We start from the raw sequence: 18,342 nt of genomic DNA, 5'->3' as shown, positions 1-18,342 counted from the left end.
CATCCCCGGCGCTGGCGGCGACAATGTGCCCCCTCGATCCCACGCCCTGACGAGCGCCCATGACGGAACCGCTGCCGATCCTCTACCGCGACGATCACCTGGTCGCCGTGCACAAGCCGGCCGGCCTGCTGGTGCATCGTAGCGCCCTGGCCCGGGGGGAGCGCCACTTCCTGTTGCAGACGCTGCGCGACCAGCTGGGCCGGCGAGTCTATCCGGTGCACCGGCTCGACCGGCCCACCTCGGGCCTGATGGTCTTCGCCCTGACCCCGGCGATCGCCACCCGCCTGGCCGAGGCCTTCGAGGCACGCCGGGTCGACAAGCGCTACCTGGCGGTGGTGCGCGGCAACGGCCCGGATGCCGAGCGCCTGGAATATGCGCTTCGCGAAGAGGACGGCCGCCGCCCCAAGGCCGAGATGCCGGCCCTGGAGGCGGTGACCGAGGTGCGCCGGCTGGACAGCGTGGAGCTGCCGGTGCGGGTGGACCGCTATCCGACCAGCCGCTACTCGCTGATGGAGGCGCGCCCCCTGACCGGCCGGCGCCACCAGATCCGCCGCCACCTGTCCCGGCGCGGCTATCCCATCATCGGCGACGCCAAGCACGGCAAGGGCGTGCATAACCGCTTCTTCGCCGAGCGACTGGACTGCCCCCGGCTGCTCCTGGCCGCCGTGGGCCTGGCCTTCGACCACCCGGTGGAGGGCCACCGCCTGGACCTGGGGTGCGCCCTGGACGCCCCCATGACCTCGCTCTTCCGACGCTTCGGCTGGGCGGGCCACCTGCCCGCCAATCGCCGGATGCCACTCGAACCGCTCTCCGCCGACGCCGGAACGCCGCCATGAACGACGCCTTCTCCCCCGCTTTCGCCGAGACCGACGACCATTCGCTGCGCTTCGGCGGCATACGACGCCTCTATGGCGTCCGTGCCGCGGCTCGCTTCCGTGACGCCCACGTGGTGGTGGTGGGCGTGGGCGGCGTGGGCAGCTGGGCGGTGGAGGCCCTGGCCCGCTCGGGCATCGGCCGACTGACGCTGATCGACCTGGATGACGTCTGCGTCTCCAACGTCAACCGCCAGCTGCACGCCCTGGACGGCACCATCGGCCGGCCCAAGGTGGAGGTGCTGGCCGAGCGCTGCCGGGCCATCCAGCCCGGCATCGAGGTGGCGGCGGATACCGCCTTCGTCACCCCCGCCAACCTCGCCGAGCGGCTACCCGAGGACGCCGACCATGTCATCGACGCCATCGACAGCGTGGTGGCCAAGGCGGCGCTGATCGCCTGGTGCAAGCGACGCAAGCTGCCGATCACCGTCACGGGGGCGGCCGGCGGACAGACCGACCCCACCCGCATCCGCGTGGCCGACCTGACGCGCACCGAGCACGATCCGCTGCTCGCCAAGGTCCGTGCCCGGTTGCGCCGCGACCACGGCTTCTCGCGCAACCCCAAGCGGCGCTTCTCGGTGGAGTGCGTCTACTCCGACGAGCAGCTCGTCTATCCCGGCGCCGACGGCGAGGTCTGCCTGCAGAAGCCCGGCGCCGGCGAGGCCACTCGCCTCGACTGCGCCTCGGGCTTCGGCGCGGCCACCTTCGTCACCGGCAGCTTCGGCTTCGTGGCCGCCTCGCGCACCCTGGCGCGCCTGGCCCGCGAGGCCCTCTCTTCCCCCTGACCCGGAGGCCCCCATGGAAGCCCCGCATCCCGTGCCCGGCATCTATCGCCACTACAAGGGACCGCTCTACGAGGTGATCGGCGTGGCCCACCACAGCGAGACCGAGGAACCCCTGGTGGCCTACCGCGCCCTGTACGGCGACTACGGCCTCTGGGTGAGGCCCCTGGGCATGTTCATGGAGACCGTGGAGGTCCAGGGCGAACCGGTCCCGCGCTTCGCCCTGGAGAAGGCTTTCTAGGAGAGGAAGAGGGAGGTGGGAAGAAGGAAGAGGGGCTGACTCCATCACCCGAGATATCGAGGGCTTTCTTCCCTCTCGAGGCGCTTGACGCCGTTCTTCCTTCTTGAAGCGACGCAGTCGCGTGCTTCTTGCTTCGTTATTCCGCCTCGTGCATCTGCTTCTGCAGGTAGTTCTCGAGGCCGACCTTGTCGATCAGGCCGAGTTCGGTCTCGAGCTTGTCGATGTGCTCCTCCTCCTCGGCGAGGATGTCGCGCAGGAGGTCACGGGTGACGTAGTCCTGGACCGACTCGCAATAGGCGATGGCCTCGATGTAGTCGTCGCGGCCCTTCTGCTCGAGCTTGAGGTCGCACTCGAGCATCTCCTTGGTGTCCTCGCCGATCAGCAGCTTGCCGTAGTCCTGCAGGTTGGGCACGCCCTCGAGGAAGAGGATCCGCTCGATCAGCTTGTCGGCGTGCTTCATCTCGTCGATGGACTCGTCGTATTCGAACTTGCCCAGGGCGGCCAGTCCCCAGTCCTGGAACATCTTGGCGTGCAGGTAGTACTGGTTGATCGCCACCAGCTCGTTGCCGAGGTTGGTGTTGAGGTACTCGATGACCTTCTTGTCGCCTTTCATGACATCACCTCGTTGCTGTCGTCAGGTCGTCCATCAGCTTGGCACGCAGAGCAGCGTGCCGCCATGCCTGCCGGCAGTCTAGGCAATATCAGTAAAAATGCAATCAAATCAAAGCGTTGAAAAAGGCAACGGAAACGATAGCGATTGCCATCACACGGCGTAGGCGAGCCCCGCATTGGCCATGGCCAGCTCTTCCTTGATCGCCTCGCGGGTAATGTCCTTGCCCATGCAGGCGCACTTGCCGCACTGGGTGCCGCAACGCGTCTCGCGCTGGACTTCTCGCCAGCTGCGCGCGCCGCTCTCGACACTGCGACGGATCTCCTTGTCACTCACACCCTTGCACAGACACACGTACATGACATCACCTCGCGCCGTTTACGAGAATGAATGTAAATGATTCGCAAGGACTATCGCAACCATAGCCTGAGAAAAATTCTCATCTCTATCGGCAAGTGCTGATTCACGACGGGCGCACCCCGGCTCGGGCGCCGGGAGCGAGCGGGGATCAGGGCCTGCGCTTCGCGGCCTTGGGCAGCACCACGACTCGCGTCCCGGAGGCGATGTCCGCCCAGCTGCGCCGCTCGGCATCGAACAGCACCCAGAGGTGGCCAAGGCCCAGGGGCAGGAAGGACAGCGCCCCCACCAGGAAGCGCATCAGGCTCTGCAGCAGGGTGATGGAATGGCCGTCGGGGGTCTGTACCCGCAGCCGCCAGGCCTGCATGCCCAGCGTCATCCCGCCACGGGTCCAGGAATAGGCGAAGAAGGCAAAGGCGGAGGCCACCAGCAACAGGCGCAGCGACAGCACCTGGGCGGCGCCCGCCCCCACCTGTTCCGGCGACAGGCCGAGCACCAGGCGACTGACCGCCACATGGGCCGCGGCGATGACGATCCAGATGGCCAGCACCAGCAGGCCGTCATAGAGCATGGCACCGAGGCGCCGTCCGAGGCCGGCGGGCCAGGTATCGTCGAGGTGATCGAAGCGTCGCAGCATCAAGGGTCTCCGAGAGTCAGCCGGTGCGGCGGAGCAGGTAGAGCCCCAGGCCGGCGCAAAGCAGGGTGGGCACCAGCACGGCCCAGGCGGGGGAGAAGCCGAACACCGTGGACGCCGGCCCCAGCAGGTCCTGGAGGTACTTGAACACCAGCCCCGTCACCACGCCATAGAAGACTCGGGTGCCGGCGGCCACGGTGCGCAAGGGGCCGAACACGAAGGAGGCCGCCACCAGCACCAGCGACGCCATGGTCAACGGCATCAGCATCTTCTGCCAGAAGTACAGCAGCGGCTGAGTCGCGGCCTGGCCCTGGGCCCGAAGGTCGCGGGCATAGGCCCAGAGCTCGCTGGGCGCCTGGGTCTCGACGTCGCGAAGCAGGCGATCGAGGCCGGCGGGAGTCAGCCGGGTCTCCCAGGGGCGGCGGGGCTGATGGACGGCGAGGGTGCGATCGTCCTCGAAGCGGGTCACCGCCACGTCCTCGAGCATCCAGCCATCGCCCTGCCACACCGCCCGCCGGGCGAACAGCGCCTCGCGCAGCTCGCGTCCCTCGAAGCGGTAGCGGGTCAAGTCCAGCACCACCTGGTCGGCTCGGATCGCGCCGAAGCGATAGAAGTCGTCGCCCTCGCGCTGCCAGCCGCCACGCTCGGTGAGCACGGCCCCCTCGCCCTGCATCTTCTCCAGGCGCCAGGCGCTGGCGAACTGCTCGGTACGGGGACTGACGAACTCCGCGACGAGCAGCACCACGGCGATGACCAGGATGATCGGCTTCATCGCCCCCCAGAGGATGCGGGTCAGCGAACGGCCGGCGGCCCGCATCACGGTAAGCTCGTTGCTCGACGCCATGCTGCCGAGCCCGATCAATGCCCCGATCAGCACCCCCACCGGGGCGTACTGATAGAAGCGCCAGGGCAACCGGAAGATCAGGTAGAGCAGCACCTGCAGGGCACCGTAGTCGCCTTGCACGTCGCCCAGGTCGTTGATGTAGGTGATCACCAGGTCGAGGCCCAGCAGCACCACCTGCACCACGACGATGGCGCCCAGGATATGACGGGCGATGTAGCGGTCGAGGCGGTCGGCGATCATCCGCTCATCCCCTTGCGCTGGGCGTGCAGCGTCATGGCGAGACCGACGGCCAGGAAGGCGGCATGGATGGGCCACATGCCGAGTCCGGCGGGCCAGCCGCCCTGGGCGATGCCATCCAGGGCCGCCAGCAGCAGGCTGAGGTAGGCCACGTAGAGGAAGATCGCCGGCAGCAGCTTGGCGAAGCGCCCCTGGCGCGGGTTGACCCGCGACAGCGGCATGGCCAGCAGGGTCAGGATGAAGACCATCACCGGCAGCCCCAGCCGCCACTGCAGCTGGGCGCGGGCCGCCGGGGCGTCATCGGCGGCCAGCGCCGGGGTGGTGGCATATTCCGGATCCTCGAGGTCGGGACGCTCCATGGCCCGGGAAAGGCGCACCGCATAGGTGCCGAACTCGAGACGCTCCGCCTGGGCCCGCCCCGGCTCGACGCTGTAGCGTTGCCCGTCGGAAAGCACCAGGAAGCGGCTACCGGTGTCGGCGTCGACGGTCTGGTAGCCGGCGGCGGCCCGGGTGACCACCGTCGAGGGCGTGCCGTCGGAGCGGCGCTGGCGTTCGCTGATAAAGACCTCGCGCATTTCCTGCTCATCGTCGCTGAGGGCTTCCGTGTAGGCGGTGCGCCCTCCCCCGAAGTCCTGGAAGCGCCCCGGCGTCAGCGCCGAGAAATCCAGCTGGCTGCGCTGCTCCTCGAGCATCACCTCGTTGTGCAGGGCCCCGGCCGGGGTCAGCCAGAGGCTGCAAAGCCCCACCAGCACGGCCACGAGGGTGGCGGGCACCAGGCTCACCTGCAGCAGGCGGTTGGGGCTGGTGCCACAGGCCACCAGGACGGTGATCTCGCTGTTGAGGTAGAGCTGGCCGTAGGCCAGCAGGATGCCCAGGAAGAAGGACAGGGGCAGGATCAGCTCGAGAAACCCCGGCAGATGGAAGAGCATCAGGGTGCCGAGGATGTCGAGGGGGATCTCGCCCTCCGCCGCATTGGCGAAGTAGCGAATGAAACGGCTGCCCATGATCACCAGCAGCAGCACGCCGGCCACCGCGGCCATGGTCTGCAGGATCTCGCGGGTCAGGTAGCGGAATATGATCAACGTTGTCTCCCGGCCCATGGCCTTCCGGCCCGGCCAACTTCCATGCAATGAGACTTTGCCTTGGGTACACTGGGACGACTCGGCAACGTGCCGGCATTATCCTGAATCCCCCACCGCTTGTCTTGTGGAGACACCATGGAATTCCCAGTTCAGACGGCCAATCCCGCCAAGGTAGAGACGGCCTGCCTCGTGGTACCGGTGTTCAAGGATGGCGACCTCCTCCCTGCCGCCGCCAAGCTCGATGATGCCAGCGAGCGGCTGATCGGCCAGCTGATCGAGCGCGAAGACTTCGACGCCAAGCTGGGCAACGTGCAGATGATTCCCTTCGCGCCCGGCCTGAATGCCGACCGCCTGCTGCTGGTCGGCCTGGGGGAACGGGACAAGTGCCAGGAAGCCGCGTTCCGCAAGGCCGTGGACGCCGCCTTCACCACCCTGGCGACCCTGCCGGCCGACGACGCCGCCGTGGCCTTCACCGACGTGCCGGTGCCGGACCGCCACTGCGACTGGAAGGCCCGCATGGTGGCCGAGGCGGCCCACCGTGCGGTCTATCGCTTCACCGAATTCAAGTCCGAGCCCGGCCCGACGCCGAAGCTCGACCGGGTGACCCTGCTGGTCAGCGAGGGGGGCAACGCCGAGGCGGCCCGCGAGGGCGCCCGGGTCGGCGACGGCATCGGCCAGGGCATCAACGCCGCCCGCACCCTGGGCAACCTGCCCGGCAACGTCTGCACGCCGCGCTACCTGGCCGGCCGGGCCGAGCAGCTGGCCGCCGACTCGGCGGGCCTGCTGACCGCCGAGATCCTCGACGAGGAGGCCCTGGAGGCCCTGGGCGCCCACTCCCTGCTCTCCGTGGGGCGCGGCAGCGAAGAACCCTCGCGGCTGATCGTGATGAAGTACCAGGGGGCCGAGGATCCCGGCGAGGCGCCCCATGTGCTGATCGGCAAGGGCATCACCTTCGATTCCGGCGGCATCTCGCTCAAGCCCGGCGAGGCCATGGACGAGATGAAGTTCGACATGTGCGGCGCCGCCGGCGTCTTCGGCGCCGTCAGCTCGGTGCTGACCCTCAAGCCGAAGATCAACCTGGTGGCCATCGTCGCCAGCGCCGAGAACATGCCCGACGGCCGCGCCACCAAGCCCGGCGACATCATCAAGACCCTCAAGGGGCTGTCGGTGGAAGTGCTCAACACCGACGCCGAGGGCCGCCTGGTGCTGTGCGACGCCCTGACCTACGCCGAGCGCTTCGAGCCGGCCAGCGTGGTGGACATCGCCACCCTCACCGGCGCCTGCATCATCGCGCTCGGCAATCACGCCACCGGCCTGCTGTCCAACGACGACGACCTGGCCCTCGACCTGCTCGACGCCGGCGAGACCGCCTGGGACCGCGCCTGGCACCTGCCGCTGTGGGACGAGTACCAGGAGCAGCTGGACTCCAACTTCGCCGACCTGGCCAACATCGGCGGCCGCCCGGCGGGCACCATCACCGCCGGCTGCTTCCTCTCGCGCTTCGCCGACAAGTTCCCCTGGGCGCACCTGGACATCGCCGGCACCGCCTGGCAGTCCGGCAAGCAGAAGGGCGCCTCCGGTCGGCCGGTGAGCCTGCTGGTCCAGTACCTGCTGGACCGTGAGGCCGATAGCCGGGTCGAAACGGAAGACGAGGCCTGATCCGCCACCACGCCCGGGGTTGCCTTTTGGGCGTGGTGACTTTTTCATGTGACTCATCGACTTTCATGCACCGGGCCGGGGTCGCCGGCCCGGTGATCCTGTTCTCGTAACGGGGCGCCGGGACGCGCCCCGGATGAAGCGGAGATTCCAGCCGTGTCCACCGAACGCTTTTCCGTGCTGCCCACCACCCAAGCCACGGCGGCCCCGATCCGTGACGACATCCTGCGCAACCCCGGGTTCGGCCGCTACTTCACCGACCACATGGCCCATGTACGCTGGACCCTCGAGGCCGGCTGGCACGGCCACGAGGTGCGCCCCTACGGCCCGCTGACCCTGGATCCCGCCGCCGCCGTGCTGCACTACGGCCAGGAGATCTTCGAGGGGGTGAAGGCCTACCGTCATGCCGACGGCTCGGTGTGGACCTTCCGTCCGGAGAAGAACGCCGAGCGGTTCCGCCGCAGCGCCCGCCGCCTGGCCCTGCCGGAGCTCTCCGACGAGGACTTCATCGATTCGCTGCGTGCCCTGCTCGCCCAGGACCATGCCTGGGTGCCGACACCGGCCAGCGAGGCCGACGAGTCGAGCCTGTACCTGCGTCCCTTCATGATCGCCAGCGAGACCTTCCTCGGCGTGCGTCCGGCCCACGAGGTGGACTACTACGTCATCGCCTCCCCGGCCGCGGCCTACTTCAAGGGCGGCGTGAAGCCGGTGTCCATCTGGCTGTCCTCGCACTACAAGCGCGCCGCCCCCGGGGGCACCGGCTTCGCCAAGTGCGGCGGCAACTACGCCGCCTCCCTGGCCGCCCAGAAGGAGGCCGAGACCCACGGCTGCAGCCAGGTGGCCTTCCTCGACGCCGCCGAGAACAAGTGGATCGAGGAGCTCGGCGGCATGAACCTCTTCTTCGTGTTCCGCGACGGCCGCATCGTCACCCCGCGCCTCACCGACACCATCCTCGAGGGCGTGACCCGTGACTCGGTACTGACCCTGGCCCAGGACGAGGGCCTGACCCCGGAGGAACGGCCGATCAGCATCGACGAGTGGCGCGAGGGCGCGGCCTCCGGCGAGATCATCGAGGTCTTCGCCTGCGGCACCGCCGCGGTGATCACCCCGGTGGGCGAGCTGGTCACCGAGGAGGGCAGCATCCGTCTCGCCGCCGAGGGCGACAACGAGGTGGCCAAGCGACTGCGCACCCGCCTGCTCGACCTGCAGTACGGGCGCAGCGAGGACACGCGCGGTTGGCTGACCCGCCTGGTCTGACCCTGAGCTGGAAGCGGGAAGGCAGAGTGATTCCACCAACCCTGTGATCAAGCCCTCTTCCAGCTTCCAGGAGCGAAGCTCCGCTCTTACAGCTTATGGCTCCCCGAAGGGGACATTCATGACCCGTATCGATTTCTATATCCTCCCCGAGACCACCCTGGAGGCGCGGCTGGCCTTCGCCTGCCGGCTGGCCGAGACCATCGCCCGCAAGGGCTACCGGCTGCACCTGCATACCGAGGACGAGGCCATGGCCCGGGAGCTGGACGACCAGCTCTGGACCTTCCGGCCGGATGCCTACCTGCCCCACGCCCTGCTGGACAGCGAGCAGGCCGCGACGGTGCCGGTGACCATCGGCTGGCAGGAGCCGCCGCCCGGCGATGCCGGCGTCCAGGCCATGCTCAACCTGCACCCCGAGATCCCCGAGTGGTTCTCGCGCTTCGAGCGGGTCGCCGAGATCATCAACCAGCACCAGGGGGTGCTGACCGCCAAGCGGCGCTGCTGGCAGACCTACAAGAAGCGCGGCTATCCGGTCACCCCCCACCATCTGCGCGCCGGCGGCTGACAGCCAACACGCGGCAGGAGATAGCGAGGGGCGCCGGGGACAGGTCGAAGAGGGGGGCCGATTCCAGGGGTGAGGAGCACTGCTCCGAACGGGCTGGCCATGGGTGGCCAGCACCGGCCCTGCAAGCGGAGCAGGACGCGAGAGCGCTGCAGGGAATCGGTAACGCCCAGGGTGGGGGTCACAGCGCCCCCTCGTCGGTCCGGCGCTCCGGGACCTGTCGACGGATCAGCCTCGAGCGACAATGCGCACTGCCATCGCCCTGGCCGGAAAACCCGCGCCCATGACGCCGGCCGGCCCCTCGGGCTATAATCGACCCCATTTTTCGCGTCCCGCACCGACGAGCCTCGAGGCTCGCCGTGCCGCGTCGTCGCCACCTCCTTCGACCCGGAAGACTCCATGGACAAGACCTACCAACCCGAGCAGATCGAATCCCGCTGGTACGAGCGCTGGGAAGCCGACAACCGCTTCGCCCCCTCGGGCGAGGGCGAGCCCTACTCGATCATGATCCCGCCGCCCAACGTCACCGGCAGCCTGCACATGGGCCATGCCTTCCAGGACACCATCATGGACACCCTGACGCGCTGGCGGCGCATGCAGGGCCGTAACACCCTCTGGCAGGTAGGCACCGACCATGCCGGCATCGCCACCCAGATGCTGGTGGAGCGCAAGGTCGCGGCCGAGGAAGGCCAGAGCCGCCACGACCTGGGCCGCGAGGCCTTTATCGACAAGGTCTGGGAGTGGAAGCACGAATCCGGCGGCCACATCACCCGCCAGCTCCGCCGCATGGGCGCCAGCGTGGACTGGACCCGCGAGCGCTTCACCATGGACGACGGCTTCTACAAGGCGGTGCAGGAAGTCTTCGTGCGCCTCCATGAGGAGGGCCTGATCTACCGCGGCAAGCGCCTGGTCAACTGGGACCCGACCCTGCACACCGCCATCTCCGACCTGGAGGTGGAGAACCGCGACCAGCAGGGCCAGTTCTGGCACTTCCGCTACCCGCTGGCCGACGGCGCGACCACCGACGCGGGCCTCGACCACCTCGTGGTCGCCACCACCCGGCCCGAGACCCTGCTCGGCGACAGCGCCGTGGCGGTCAACCCCGAGGACCCGCGCTACGCCTCCCTGGTGGGTAAGTACGTCGAGCTGCCGCTGGTGGGGCGTCGCATCCCCATCGTCGCCGACGAGCATGCCGACATGGACAAGGGCTCCGGCTGCGTGAAGATCACCCCGGCCCACGACTTCAACGACTACGAGGTCGGCAAGCGTCAGGGCCTTCCGCTGATCAACGTCTTCTCCAAGGATGCCTCCGTCCTGGAGGCCGCCGAGGCCTTCGACCTCCAGGGCCGCCCGCTCCCGGACATCGACCCGAGCCTGCCGGCCGCCTATGCCGGCCTGGGCCGCTTCGAGGCCCGCGAGCGCATCGTCGCCGACATGGAGGCCGCGGGCCTGCTCGAGCGGGTCGAGACCGTCAACAACACCCTGCCCTACGGCGACCGCTCCGGCGACGTCATCGAGCCGCTGCTCACCGACCAGTGGTTCGTGGCCGTCGAGGAGCTGGCCAAGCCGGCCATCGAGGCGGTGGAGAACGGCGACATCCAGTTCGTGCCGAAGAACTACGAGAACATGTACTTCGCCTGGATGCGCGACCTCCAGGACTGGTGCATCTCGCGCCAGCTGTGGTGGGGCCACCGCATCCCGGCCTGGTACGACGCCGAGGGCAACGTCTACGTGGCCCGCACCGAGGCCGAGGCCCGGGAGAAGCATGGCCTGTCCGCCGATGTCGCGCTGACCCAGGACGAGGACGTGCTGGACACCTGGTTCAGCTCCGGGCTGTGGACCTTCGGCACCCTGGGCTGGCCCGAGCAGACCGAGGAGCTCGAGACCTTCCACCCCACCAGCGTGCTGGTCACCGGCTTCGACATCATCTTCTTCTGGGTCGCCCGGATGATCATGATGACCCTGAAGTTCACCGGGGAGGTGCCCTTCAAGCAGGTCTACGTGCACGGCCTGGTGCGCGACGCCCAGGGCCAGAAGATGTCCAAGTCCAAGGGCAACGTCCTCGACCCCATCGACCTGATCGACGGCATCGAGCTGGACGCCCTGGTGGAGAAGCGCACCGGGAACATGATGCAGCCGCAGAAGGCCAAGGCGATCGCCAAGGCCACGCGCAGCGAGTTCCCGGACGGCATCGAGCCCCACGGCACCGACGCCCTGCGCTACACCTTCCTGTCCCAGGCCACCACCGGCCGCGACATCAAGTTCGACATGGGGCGCCTGGACGGCTACCGCAACTTCTGCAACAAGCTGTGGAACGCCTCCCGCTACGTGCTGATGAACACCGAGGGCCAGGACTGCGGCACCGGGGGCGGCGAGGTCGAGCTGTCGCTCGCCGATCGCTGGATCGTCTCACGGCTGCAGACGGCCGTGGCCCAGGTCACCCGCGCCATGGAGGAGTTCCGCTTCGACCATGCCTCACAGGCGCTCTACGACTTCGTGTGGAACGAGTACTGCGACTGGTACCTGGAGCTCTCCAAGCCGGTGCTGTGGGACGATGAGGCCTCCGAGGCGGCCAAGCGCGGCACCCGCCGCACCCTGGTGCGGGTACTCGAGGCCATCCTGCGCCTGGCCCATCCGATGATGCCCTACATCTCCGAGGAGATCTGGCAGCGCGCCGCCCCGCTCGCCGGCGTCGCGGGCGAATCGATCATGGTCCAGCCCTGGCCGGTGGCCGACGAGTCCCTGATCGACGAGGCCGCCACCCACGACATCGAGTGGCTCCAGGGCGTGATCGTCGCGGTGCGCAACATCCGCGCCGAGATGAACATCGCCCCCGGCAAGCCGCTGGAGGTGCTGCTGACCAAGGGGGGCGAGGCCGACCGGGCACGCCTGGAGGCCAACCGGCTCTTCCTGTCGAAGCTGGCCAAGCTGGAGCGCGTCACCTGGCTCAGCGACCCCGAGCAGGCGCCGCTCTCCGCCACGCAGCTGGTGGGCGAGATGGAGGTGCTGGTGCCCATGGCCGGGCTGATCGACAAGGACGCCGAACTCGCCCGCCTGGCCAAGGAGATCGAGAAGCAGGACAAGCTGATCGGTGGCATCGAGAAGAAGCTCGGCAACGAGAGCTTCGTCGCCAAGGCGCCCGAGGCGGTGGTGCAGAAGGAGCGCGACAAGCTCGCGGACTATGCGGCCGCCCGCAAGGTGCTGGTCGAACAGCGCGACAAGATCGCCGCCCTCTGACCCCGAACGCTTGAGATGAACGGCGCGACAAGCTCGCGCTGTTCACCTGGCCAGTCAACCCGCAGGGTGCTGGTCGAACAGCGCGACAAGATCGCCGCCCTCTAACGGCCCCGGCCATGACGATACGACGGCCCGCTTCGGCGGGTCGTTGTCGTATAAGACTGATATCACTGGGAGAAAGCCTGGTTTCGCGTCACGAGCGAAGAGAGGTGGGGCGCCTGGCCTGGCCGCCGCCGGCGACCAGGATGGCCAGGTTCGTTCCCGACGAACCAACGCACTTCCCCCTTCCCTGTGCGTCGTCGAGCGCAGTAGCGAACCCAGGTTTTCTCAGTTGGCGCGTCGGAAGCCGCCCAACACCCGCTGGTCGGGACCGAAGAACACCAGCCGGTCGTGATCGATCAGGTAGCGGTAGGCGCGATCCAGCATGGCGGTGACCTGGCCGGCCTCGGCCTGGTGCGGGCAGGCCATCCGGGTGGAGGCCAGCCGGCCGAAGGCGATGCGGTTGTCCGGCCCCAGCTCGACGCGGCCGGTGAAGCGGTTGCAGCCGTCATGGCCGCTGACCCGGCCGTCCGGGGCGATCTCGAAGAAGGGCGTGGTGGGCAGCTCGAGACGCTCGCTGGTGCCCACCAGCAGCAGGTTCCAGCGCGGCCCCACCACCGGACCGGAGAGGGCCTCGTCGGGCTCGCTCACCGGGGCGGGGCCCGCGGCGCAGCCGGCGAGCAGCGCCAGCAGGAGCATCGACAGGAGACGGCGAAACGACGGCATCATGGGCATCTTCCTTGAGGCAAGGGGAATGACGGATTCGCGCCCAAGCTTGCCCCACCCCGGCCTTTCGGACAATCCTTGTCCCACCCCCTTCGACAAGGATGACGTCCCATGCTCAATGCCCTGCACAACGACGCCCTCGGCAAGCTGATCCTGCGCCTCGCCGTGGGCGGCCTGATGCTGTTCCACGGCGTGGCCAAGTTGCTCAACCCCGGCGCGATCGACTGGATCGGCGGCTTGATCGAAGGCTACGGCCTGCCCGCCTTCCTGGCTTACGGGGTGCTGATCGGCGAGGTGGTCGCCCCCCTCATGGCCATCGTCGGCTGGCAGACCCGCCTCGCCGGCCTGCTGATGGCCGGCAACATGCTGGTGGCCTTCCTGCTGGTGCACACCGGCCAGGTCTTCATGCTCAACGACAACGGCGGCTGGCAGCTCGAGCTCCAGGGCCTGTTCTTCTTCGGGTCCCTGGCGCTGATCTTCCTCGGCGGCGGGCGGATGGCCGTGCGCCCGGGTTAACGCGCCCCCGGTTTCTCCGGCGCGTCACCACGCCACCGGCGGCGTTCGCGGTCGCCAGCGCCCCTCTGCCTGCCACGGGGGTGCCGGACGACAACGCAGCGAGCGCCGCCCATCGTCGTGCGACGCCTCACCAGGTCCCCTCGTTCTCCATGGATACCCAGGGCTCCCTGGGCGGCAGGGGATCGCCGGCCTGGAGCAGCTCGATGGAAATGCCGTCGGGGCTCTTCACGAAGGCCATGTGGCCGTCCCGGGGTGGACGATTGATGGTCACGCCCTCGGCCTGGAGCCGCTCGCAGAGCGCGTAGATGTCCTGCACCCGGTAGGCCAGGTGGCCGAAGTTGCGCCCGCCGGTGTAGGTCTCGGGATCCCAGTTGTGGGTCAGCTCGAGCATCGGCGCCTTGTCCTCCCGGGCTCGCACCTTGTCCTCGGGCGCGGCGAGGAAGACCAGGGTGAAGCGGCCCTTCTCGCTGTCCTTGCGGCTGATCTCCTCGAGGCCCAGCAGGTCGCAGTAGAAGTACAGCGAGTGCTCCAGGTTGCTGACCCGGACCATGGTGTGCAGGTATTGCATGATGATCTCCTTGTTCACAGGGGGAACGAAGCGGGGCATCCTGGCGAGTCAGGCACGCCATGACACCCCCCCCGACACGCGCGAGGTTCCATGAGCCATTACTGTGACCTGGCCCCGGCCCATCCGTTTCACGGTCCCTACCATGACCATGAGTATGGCTTCCCGGTGGACGACGACGACACCCTCTTCGAGCGCCTGGTGCTGGAGATCAACCAGGCCGGGCTCTCCTGGCTGACGGTGCTCAAGAAGCGCGCCGCCTTCCGCGAGGCCTTCGAGGGCTTCGCGGTGGCTCGGGTGGCCGACTATGGCGAGGCCGACCGGGAGCGGCTGCTGGCCGATGCCGGCATCATCCGCAATCGCCGCAAGGTCGAGGCCGCGATCCACAACGCGGGCGTGATCCAGGCCCTGCAGGCCGACCACGGCAGCTTCCGGGCCTGGCTGGAACACCATCACCCGCTCCCCCACGCCGACTGGGTCCGGCTGTTCAGGCGCACCTTCCGTTTCACCGGGCCGGAGATCGTCGGCGAGTTCCTGATGAGCACCGGCTATCTGCCCGGGGCCCATCGCGATGACTGCCCGGTCCAGGCGCGCATCCTCGCCGCCGGGCCCGCCTGGGCACGGCCCGGCGGGAACCCGGGAGCGGGCACGTCACCCTAACCAGGATGCGCTGCCGAGGGAGGAGCCCATGGACACCCTGACACAGGCCGCCCTGGGGGCGGCGATCGGCGGCACCGTGCTGGGCCGGCGCCTGGGCCGCAAGGCGGTGCTGATCGGCGCCGGCCTGGGCACCCTGCCCGACCTGGATGTGCTCATCGACTACGGCGATGCGGTGGCCAACGTCACTCGCCACCGCGGCTTCAGCCACTCGCTGTTCCTGCTGAGCGGGCTCGCCATGATCCTCGCCTGGCTTGCCAGGCGACTCCACCCGGCCCGGGACATTTCCCTGGGTCGCTGGGGCGCCTTCTTCGGGCTCTGCCTGCTGACGCATCCCCTGCTGGATGCGCTGACCACCTACGGCACCCAGCTCTGGTGGCCGCTGGGGGGCCGCCCCACCGCCTGGCCCCTGGTGTTCATCATCGATCCGCTCTACTCGCTGCCCCTGCTGGTGGGGATCGCCACGGCGCTGGCCACCGGCAACGGCCGACGCGGCCCGGCCTGGGGCCTGGGGCTGTCCTGCGCCTACCTGGTGCTCGCCCTCGGCGCCCGGACCCTGGTGATCGAGCGTCTCGAGCCGGCGCTGGCGGACCGGAACCTCGTCGAGGCTCCGCGACTAGTGCAGCCCACCCCCTTCAACATCCTCCTGTGGCGGGCGACGATCGTGGAAGGCGACCGCTATCACGAGGCGCTGATCGGGGTGTTCGACGGCGATCACCCCCCGTCGCTCGAGACCTATCGGCGGGGGGCCGACTGGGAGACGATCGCCCGGGCCAGCGACCGCGGCCGGCGACTGGACTGGTTCGCCGGCCCCTTCCTGCGCTACGAGGTCGAGCCCCGCGACGGCCGGCCCACCCTGGTGGCCACCGACCTGCGGCTGGGCTTCCCGGGCTTCCACCCCTTCCGCTACGGCCTCGCCACCCGCCGGGGCGACGGTTGGGAGCCCCTGGCCCCCACCGAACAGATCGACGGCGCCCGACGGGACAGTGGCGCGGCCCTCGCCCGGCTGGGCCGGCGCTTCCTCAGCCCGGAGCCGATGCTCTGCACCAGCCACTGGCTGCCACGCGGTTGGCTGATCCAGGCGCCGCCGACCTGCTGACCTCGCCTGTCGGCCATCACGTCGCCCGACCGTCCGGTACGGCTCACGGCGGAGGACGTCCTCGACGGCTAGGGTGAGCGGGGCGAGGTCCTCCCCAGACCTCGCGCAACGACGGTCGAGGAAGGAAGTCGCCATGGAGAGGTCCTTCGCCGCGCGCGGGCTCCGCGTCCTGCTCATCGCCACCGGCCTGGCCGGCACGACCGGCCATCTCGGCGGCTGTTCCTCCGGGGGCGGCTCGAGCGCCGCCACCCAGGAGGCCGGGGGCGAGGTGTTCCGCGGCGCCGCGACCTACTACCGCAACGATGCGCTCGGCGAGGATGCCGTCCCGGTGGGGATCGCCGATTCGGGCTTCCGCCTCACCCACGAGGCCCTGGCGCCCTATCTGGTCGCCACCTACAACCTCCACGATCCCGGGGATCCGGACGTCACCGGCAATGCCGCCCACGGCACCACCGTGGCGTCCCTCGCGGCGCACAGCGAGGGCGAGGTGGGGCTGCGCCTGGCCAAGATCACCGACTCCACGGCCGCCCCCGACGACCTCCTGGCCTACAGCGTCGGGTTATTGGCAGACGAGGGCGCGCGGGTCATCAACCACAGTTATGACGGGCGGCTCGAGCTACCCCACTCCGAGTCCAGCTACCGGGAGGTCAAGCTGCGAGACTCCCTGGAGCGCATCGTCACCGCCAACGACGGCCTGGGCTCGGTGTACGTGGTCGCCGCCGGCAACGACGGCGAGCCCCTCGAGGCCGAAACCCCGATCCACGGCCTCCCCATGGTCTTCGAGCGGATGCTGATCGTGGGCGGCTCCGAGGGCGGCGGCACGAGCCTCAACGACGACAGCAACTTTCCCGGCGCGGATGCCCAGTGGCAGTCGCGCTTCCTGACGGCCCCCTGGGAGGCCGCGGCGGCGGACCATCGGGGCGACAGCCTCTATTCGCTCAAGGCCGGCACCTCGGTGTCCGCCCCCCAGGTCAGCGCCCATGCCGCCGCCATCATCCACCGCTGGCCCCACCTGGACGCGGCCGAGGTGTCCCAGCTGCTGCTCGACACGGCCAGCCGCCACTCCCCGCTCTACGCCCTGGATACCTGCGGCAGCGACGGCACGGTGAACTGCGGCCTCTATTACCTCGGCCAGGGCGAGGCGGACGTCGAGGCCGCCCTCGAGCCCCGGGGCGAGCTCTCCGCCCCCCTGGGGGCCCGCGTGGACGGCGCGAGCGTGCCCCTCTCGGCCGCCTCGTTACAGCTCTCCCAGGCCTACGGCGATGCCCTCGGCCAATCCGCCGCCCTCACCGACATGGCCGCCTTCGACGCCCTGGGCCGCGACTACCGGGTCGATCTCTCGAGCCATGTCCGGCAGACCGCGGACCGGGACCTGGCGCGGCGCCTCTCCCGACTGGCCATGACCGACGCCCCGCGACGTCCGCTGACCGCCTCCTTCGGCCCGAGCCTCGGCCTCACCGTCGTGCCTGGGGCCGACGCCGAGCCGACGGCCTCACGCCTGGACGGCGGGTTCGGCGGTCTTCGGCTCACGGCCTTCCGCTTCGACGGCGACGCCCCGGACCCCACCGGCCCCGCCCAGGAATCCGGGCTGATGCCGATGCTGGCCTTCCAGGGCGGCTCTCCCCTGACCCGTCGCTTCGACACCGTCTCCGGCATCAGGAGCGAGCTGGCCCTGAGCGACGACATGGCACTGGTGGCCAAGCACTGGCGAGGCCAGGGCAGCGAGACGGCAGGCTACGGGGCCGAGCGCAGCGATTTCGCGCTGGCCCTGGACCTCTCGGGCGAGCTGACCCTGACCGCCGGTGTCGGCCGGGTCTCGGAGACGCGCGGCCTGCTGGGCGCCCGCGGCACCGGCGCCCTGGCCCTCGGCGAGCGGGGCATCACCCGCCTGACCCGCCTGCGGCTGGACTACGCGCCGGACGAGCGGATCGCCGCCTTCGCGGTCTACGAGCGCGGCGAGGGCGAGGCCGACGGGGCAAGCCTGCTGCACGGGATCGACGACCTGGCCACCGACGAGATGGCCCTGGGCCTGCAATGGCGGACCGCCCGGCATCGGGTCGCCCTGGCCCTGCGCCAGCCAAGGCGCCTGGCCCGGGCCGAGGCCACCTTCCGGGTGCCGGTGGGCCGTACCCGGGACGGCCGCGTCATGCGCGAGACGCGACGGGTCCCGCTGGCCCCCTCGGGGCGCCAGCGCGATGTCGAGCTGGGCTACGCCTTCCGTCCGGATGCCCGCACCCGCCTCGCCGGCAACCTGCTCTATCGCCGGGACCCGGGGCACGATGCCCGGGCGCCGGACGAGCTGGCCGCGCTGCTGAGCGTGCTGCGGACCTTCTGAGCCCCCCATGCAAAGGGCCCGCCGAATGGCGGGCCCT

At 69.5% G+C, this 18,342-nt stretch carries 18 protein-coding genes; 11 read left to right on the top strand and 7 right to left on the bottom strand.

Annotated elements, in window-relative coordinates; translation table 11 throughout:
- The first annotated feature begins 59 nt into the window (after positions 1-59).
- Genes BEI_RS01940 through BEI_RS01930 form a run of 3 tightly spaced genes read left to right on the top strand, consistent with a single transcriptional unit; the run spans position 60 to position 1,895 of the window.
- Positions 60-836, top strand: a complete 777-nt coding sequence (locus BEI_RS01940) for a pseudouridine synthase (RefSeq protein ID WP_097787924.1) — start codon at positions 60-62, stop codon at positions 834-836.
- Complete coding sequence (tcdA, locus tag BEI_RS01935; protein WP_097787923.1) at positions 833-1,657, top strand: tRNA cyclic N6-threonylcarbamoyladenosine(37) synthase TcdA; 825 nt, start codon at positions 833-835, stop codon at positions 1,655-1,657. The genes BEI_RS01940 and tcdA overlap by 4 nt, the downstream gene beginning before the upstream one ends.
- 13 nt (positions 1,658-1,670) lie before the next feature.
- Complete coding sequence (locus tag BEI_RS01930) at positions 1,671-1,895, top strand: DUF1653 domain-containing protein (protein ID WP_097787922.1); 225 nt, start codon at positions 1,671-1,673, stop codon at positions 1,893-1,895.
- Positions 1,896-2,031: 136 nt separating this feature from the next.
- On the opposite strand, the gene bfr is transcribed toward BEI_RS01930, so the two are convergent.
- The 5 genes from bfr to lptF all read right to left on the bottom strand — a co-directional run bounded on the left by bfr (position 2,032) and on the right by lptF (position 5,659).
- Complete coding sequence (gene bfr / locus BEI_RS01925) at positions 2,032-2,508, bottom strand: bacterioferritin (RefSeq protein WP_097787921.1); 477 nt, start codon at positions 2,506-2,508, stop codon at positions 2,032-2,034.
- A 150-nt stretch (positions 2,509-2,658) separates the two neighbouring features.
- The gene (locus tag BEI_RS01920) at positions 2,659-2,865 is read right to left on the bottom strand and encodes a (2Fe-2S)-binding protein (protein ID WP_097787920.1); all 207 of its coding nucleotides are present in this window, start codon (positions 2,863-2,865) and stop codon (positions 2,659-2,661) included.
- A gap of 148 nt (positions 2,866-3,013) precedes the next feature.
- Positions 3,014-3,499: an RDD family protein gene (locus BEI_RS01915; RefSeq protein WP_097787919.1), complete on the bottom strand. Its 486-nt coding sequence runs from the start codon at positions 3,497-3,499 to the stop codon at positions 3,014-3,016.
- 16 nt (positions 3,500-3,515) lie between these two features.
- Complete coding sequence (lptG, locus tag BEI_RS01910) at positions 3,516-4,580, bottom strand: LPS export ABC transporter permease LptG (protein ID WP_097787918.1); 1,065 nt, start codon at positions 4,578-4,580, stop codon at positions 3,516-3,518.
- Positions 4,577-5,659, bottom strand: a complete 1,083-nt coding sequence (lptF, locus tag BEI_RS01905; RefSeq protein ID WP_193765142.1) for an LPS export ABC transporter permease LptF — start codon at positions 5,657-5,659, stop codon at positions 4,577-4,579. Before lptF ends, lptG begins: the two co-directional genes overlap by 4 nt.
- 135 nt (positions 5,660-5,794) lie before the next feature.
- On the opposite strand from lptF, the gene BEI_RS01900 reads away from it, so the two are divergent.
- From BEI_RS01900 to BEI_RS01885, 4 genes are all read left to right on the top strand, one after another.
- Entirely contained in the window at positions 5,795-7,318 is a 1,524-nt protein-coding gene (locus BEI_RS01900; protein WP_097787916.1) for a leucyl aminopeptidase, read from the top strand.
- 153 nt (positions 7,319-7,471) lie between these two features.
- The gene (locus tag BEI_RS01895; RefSeq protein WP_097787915.1) at positions 7,472-8,572 is read left to right on the top strand and encodes a branched-chain amino acid aminotransferase; all 1,101 of its coding nucleotides are present in this window, start codon (positions 7,472-7,474) and stop codon (positions 8,570-8,572) included.
- 118 nt (positions 8,573-8,690) lie between these two features.
- Complete coding sequence (locus BEI_RS01890; protein ID WP_097787914.1) at positions 8,691-9,134, top strand: DNA polymerase III subunit chi; 444 nt, start codon at positions 8,691-8,693, stop codon at positions 9,132-9,134.
- Positions 9,135-9,530: 396 nt separating this feature from the next.
- Positions 9,531-12,368: a valine--tRNA ligase gene (locus BEI_RS01885; protein WP_097787913.1), complete on the top strand. Its 2,838-nt coding sequence runs from the start codon at positions 9,531-9,533 to the stop codon at positions 12,366-12,368.
- 327 nt (positions 12,369-12,695) lie between these two features.
- Here BEI_RS01885 and BEI_RS01880 read toward each other — a convergent pair whose 3' ends face one another.
- A complete protein-coding gene (locus tag BEI_RS01880) occupies positions 12,696-13,136 on the bottom strand; it encodes an META domain-containing protein (RefSeq protein WP_097787912.1) in 441 nt (146 codons plus the stop codon).
- 108 nt (positions 13,137-13,244) lie between these two features.
- Between BEI_RS01880 and BEI_RS01875 the strand changes: the two genes are divergently transcribed.
- Complete coding sequence (locus BEI_RS01875; RefSeq protein WP_097787911.1) at positions 13,245-13,649, top strand: DoxX family protein; 405 nt, start codon at positions 13,245-13,247, stop codon at positions 13,647-13,649.
- A 127-nt stretch (positions 13,650-13,776) separates the two neighbouring features.
- Here BEI_RS01875 and BEI_RS01870 read toward each other — a convergent pair whose 3' ends face one another.
- Entirely contained in the window at positions 13,777-14,217 is a 441-nt protein-coding gene (locus tag BEI_RS01870) for a VOC family protein (protein WP_097790967.1), read from the bottom strand.
- A gap of 90 nt (positions 14,218-14,307) precedes the next feature.
- Here BEI_RS01870 and BEI_RS01865 point away from each other — a divergent pair, with 90 nt between their 5' ends.
- The 3 genes from BEI_RS01865 (at position 14,308) to BEI_RS01855 (ending at position 18,305) form a co-directional block, all read left to right on the top strand.
- Entirely contained in the window at positions 14,308-14,874 is a 567-nt protein-coding gene (locus tag BEI_RS01865) for a DNA-3-methyladenine glycosylase I (RefSeq protein ID WP_097787910.1), read from the top strand.
- A gap of 28 nt (positions 14,875-14,902) precedes the next feature.
- Positions 14,903-15,970, top strand: coding sequence for a metal-dependent hydrolase (locus tag BEI_RS01860; protein WP_097787909.1), 1,068 nt, complete (start codon positions 14,903-14,905; stop codon positions 15,968-15,970).
- Positions 15,971-16,103: 133 nt separating this feature from the next.
- Positions 16,104-18,305, top strand: a complete 2,202-nt coding sequence (locus tag BEI_RS01855; protein WP_097787908.1) for a S8 family serine peptidase — start codon at positions 16,104-16,106, stop codon at positions 18,303-18,305.
- Positions 18,306-18,342 lie beyond the last annotated feature (37 nt).

The sequence above is a fragment of the Halomonas beimenensis genome (assembly GCF_002549795.1).
Taxonomy (GTDB): Bacteria; Pseudomonadota; Gammaproteobacteria; order Pseudomonadales; family Halomonadaceae; genus Halomonas; species Halomonas beimenensis.
Note: the sequence above shows the minus strand (reverse complement) of the source record. Positions and strands in the feature narration are given on the sequence as shown.